Origin of the sequence: Methylobacterium sp. (assembly GCF_019750675.1) — a bacterium.
Lineage (GTDB): Bacteria > Pseudomonadota > Alphaproteobacteria > Rhizobiales > Beijerinckiaceae > Methylobacterium.
This window is the reverse complement of record NZ_JAIEOF010000323.1, coordinates 1-3,495: the sequence shown is the minus strand read 5'-3', so window position 1 is coordinate 3,495 and position 3,495 is coordinate 1. Positions and strand designations below refer to the sequence as shown.

Genomic DNA, 3,495 nt, shown 5'->3' with positions numbered 1-3,495 from the left:
ACTGCCATGGCCGTTAAACCGTTCGTCTTGATTGTTGCGGATCACGATAAGAAGGAGTTTTGCATCGAAGGTCCGATGACCAACGATGACCCCTGGAATGAACAGGTTGTGAAGGCACAACGGAGCGGCCGAGAGGTCAACTGTTCAACCCCCGGTGATGATGCTCGCGCAGATGCGAAAAAGGCGGCTGCCGGCTATGCGCGTGAGTTTGGCTACAAGGAGGTTCCAGCCGGTTCTATCGTAGAACCCCCAGCAGCATGAACCAGCTCGTCACCCTCGGTGGTTACCCCGCCCCTACCCTTGTGGCGGCGGCGGGCGACCGCGCCGCCTACCGCTTCCTGGAATTCTTCACGGCGCAGATCAGGAACCCCAACACCCGCCGCGCTTACGTCAAGGCGGTGGGTGAGTTCTGCACCTGGCTGGAACGGTACGGCCTGCCCTCGATCGCCGCCGTCAGCTCGATCCATATCGCCGCCTATGTCGAGGAGCTGGGGCGCAGCCACAGCGCCCCCACGGTCAAGCAGCGCCTGGCTGCGATCCGGATGATGTTCGATTGGCTGGAGACCGGCGGCGTGCTGCCGTTCAACCCGGCCAGCGCCGTGAGGGGGCCGAAGCATGTGGTGAAGCGGGGTAAGACACCCGTGCTCGCGCCGGACGAGGCCCGTGCGATCCTCGACGCCATCGACGTGAGCACGCCCATCGGCCTGCGTGACCGGGCGCTGATCGGCCTTATGGTTTACACCTTCGCCCGGATCGGCGCGGCCACCGCTATGCGGGTCGAGGACGTGTACGTGCAGAACCGCCGCCTGTGGGTGCGGCTGCATGAGAAGGGCGGCAAGGCGGTGGACCTGCCCTGTCACCACAATCTCGAAACCTACCTGCATGCCTATCTGGACGGGACCGGCATCGCCGGGGACGGCGACGGTCCATTGTTTCGGACAATCCGGCGCGGTACGGCCGAACTCACCCGGACTGCTCTCCCCGCCGCCAACGCCTATGCGATGGTGCAGCGGCGGGCCAAGGCAGCCGATATCACGACCCGGATCGGCAATCATACCTTCCGGGCCACCGGCATCACCGCCTACCTCAAGAACGGCGGCACCCTGGAACGCGCCGCTGCCATCGCCAACCATGCCTCGACCCGGACCACGCAGCTCTATGACCGGCGCTCCGACGAGGTAAACCTGGACGAGATCGAGCGCATCTTAATCTGATCCACGACACTGCCAGCGGGCGGGTCCTGTCGGAGAACCTTTGCCGTCATGTCCATAATTATGTACATGGAGCCATGGGTGAGAACGAACGCACGGAGTGGGGCGACCCCAAGAACGAGCAGAACATCAAGGATCGCAGGATCGACTTCGCTGACCTTGATGCTGCCTTTGATGGGCGCTTTGCAATCGTCGTTGAAGACAAAAGACGTGACTACGGCGAACAACGGTTCAACATGCTCGTTGAACTCTATGGAGTGATCTTACACATCACGTTCACGCCGCGACCGCCCAGGGAACGGATTATTTCGGCTCGGATCGCCAGCCGAAAGGAAAGGAGGACGTACCATGCCAAGCAACAGAACAGCTAAGTCCATCACCAGCCGCACGGATTGGGAAGCCCTCCGTACCATGCCTGAGGCTGAGATTGAACGGATGGCGGCCGAGGACCCAGACAACCCGGCGACCGACGACAGCCATTGGGCTGAGGCAACCATCTACGTGCCGAACGGCAAGACCTCGATCCATGCCAGCTTCGACCGCGACGTGGTGGCGTTCTTCAAGGAAGGCGGTCGGGGCTATCAAACCCGCATGAACGCCGTCTTGCGGCGCTACATGGAGGCCCAGCAGGGCAAGAAGGCTAACGGCTAACCCCTCGGCCCCAAAGCGATAGAGCGCCCCCGGCCGGGGGCGTTTTTGCGAGAGAACGCCAGGCTCTGGCATCTCCTTTTACACGTGCTGAAAACGACCGTTTAGTGCACATTCTTCAAAGTTTGGTCAGAGTGCCCGAGAGGCTTATTGGGGTTACCGTTCGATCCCACCGCGGTCGTTGTTCAGGGTCGTACGGCCAATCGTACCTGCAATGCGTGTGACGAGGCCGCGTGTCTCCAGGGCCGAGGTCCGAGCGAGACGGCGACCGTAGGCCTCCATCAGCCGCCAGACCGGGATGGGGAGTGGTTTTGCTCCGAAGCGATCCAGAGCCTTGCGAAGCGACCGCGCCGCCCGTAGCACCTTAGAGACATCGCGCTGGACTAGGCGCTCGGCGCTCTTCTCGCGGTGAGCTGCGCCGGTCAGGCCCCCCACCTCCAGTTCCATCAGTCGCTCGGCTGCAAAGCCGATCATCTCCCGTAGCAGATCGGCGTCGGCACTCTTCTCCATCAGCCCGCACAGGGCCATGATCTCGTCGGTCATCGGGGGTCTCTCGGGTTCGGGGTTCGCTGTTGCAACCCAACCCTACCCGGCAACCGCCGATGACCACCCGTCAGCTACACCACCGCCTGAGACACGACAGGTTCAGGGCTGGTGCAGCAGCTCGTCCGGCTTGAAGCCGCGCAGGTTGAGATCGCCCGGCTCCTTGACCAGGAGGTCGGCCGTGATGCGCGCTTCGCGCGGATTGGAGGCCGGCACGCAGGCCGTCCACAGCCGGAGCTTGTACAAGCCGGGCTGGAGGTCCGCGCCCGCCACGAGGGTCGCCTTGCCCTGGTTTTTGGCGAGCGCCATGGTTTGGCGATCGGCGCCGATCTGGCGGTCTTCGAGCCAGACCTGGAGGATGCAGTCGGGTCCGACGATGGGGAACTGGCCGAAGGTGGCGCGCAGGTCCTCGCCGAGCTGGGTACGGCCGGCCTGCGTAACCGCGAGCCAGCCTTGCAGCTCGATCCCGGCGAGCCCGTTGTAGCGCACGCCGCGGCTTTGGAGGTCATGCAGCGTGATCGGGCCGCCGGTGTAGATGAACCCACCCACGCTGTCGACCGGCGGCTCCGAGAGCTGGCGCGGGCTCGCCGGCGCGACGCGAACCACGGCGACCACGCCCGGCAGATAGGGGGAGGCTTCGCCCGCCGCGGTCGGCGCCGAGGCGCTTGCGGCCGGAGCGGCGGGGCTCTGTGCTGGAAGAGGCGGAGCCCCGCCGCCCAGACGCTGTTCCAGCGCGTCCAGCCGGCGCTCGATCCGGTCGAGGCGGTCCTTGTCGGAGCCGCCTCCCTGGCCGTGGGCTGGGGCGGCGAGCAGGGTGAGGGCGAGCGCCGCGACCGCGGCGCTCGGGCGGAACCGGTCAGGGCTGGGCATCGGACGCCTTTCGGTGTGGTTGGGCGGCAGGGATCTCATCCCGGCTCGTCGGGGCGGAGCCCGCCTCGAACCGGCCGAAGCGGTCGGCCGGCCCGTTCGGGTCGCGCCGAACATGGATCCCTTCGAGCGAATGACCGGGCGCGATCGGTTCGGCCGCGCAGCGCTTGCCCGGACAACTATCGGGCACCGTACGCATCACCACCACCGATACCATGCTACACGG

At 65.2% G+C, this 3,495-nt stretch carries 6 protein-coding genes and 1 pseudogene; 4 read left to right on the top strand and 3 right to left on the bottom strand.

Features of this window, described 5'->3' with window-relative positions; genetic code table 11:
- The 4 genes from K2X24_RS16655 to K2X24_RS16640 all read left to right on the top strand — a co-directional run.
- Positions 1-261: hypothetical protein (locus K2X24_RS16655; protein ID WP_292499458.1), on the top strand; the 261-nt coding region annotated here is incomplete at its 5' end.
- On the top strand, positions 258-1,214 hold the full coding sequence (locus K2X24_RS16650) for a tyrosine-type recombinase/integrase (protein ID WP_292499457.1): 957 nt from the start codon (positions 258-260) through the stop codon (positions 1,212-1,214). The genes K2X24_RS16655 and K2X24_RS16650, both read left to right, overlap by 4 nt.
- 74 nt (positions 1,215-1,288) lie before the next feature.
- Positions 1,289-1,582 (top strand): BrnT family toxin, encoded by a 294-nt coding sequence (locus K2X24_RS16645; protein WP_292499456.1) that lies wholly within the window; start codon positions 1,289-1,291, stop codon positions 1,580-1,582.
- Positions 1,583-1,622: 40 nt separating this feature from the next.
- Complete coding sequence (locus tag K2X24_RS16640) at positions 1,623-1,862, top strand: BrnA antitoxin family protein (RefSeq protein ID WP_292499455.1); 240 nt, start codon at positions 1,623-1,625, stop codon at positions 1,860-1,862.
- A gap of 369 nt (positions 1,863-2,231) precedes the next feature.
- On the opposite strand, the pseudogene K2X24_RS16635 reads toward K2X24_RS16640, so the two are convergent.
- The 3 genes and pseudogenes from K2X24_RS16635 to K2X24_RS16625 form a co-directional block, all read right to left on the bottom strand.
- Positions 2,232-2,402: pseudogene (locus K2X24_RS16635) on the bottom strand (IS256 family transposase); the annotation flags it as partial.
- 102 nt (positions 2,403-2,504) lie between these two features.
- Positions 2,505-3,272, bottom strand: coding sequence for a hypothetical protein (locus K2X24_RS16630; protein ID WP_292499454.1), 768 nt, complete (start codon positions 3,270-3,272; stop codon positions 2,505-2,507).
- A partial coding sequence (locus tag K2X24_RS16625) for a hypothetical protein (protein ID WP_292499453.1) occupies positions 3,259-3,495 on the bottom strand: 237 nt, incomplete at its 5' end. The genes K2X24_RS16625 and K2X24_RS16630, both read right to left, overlap by 14 nt.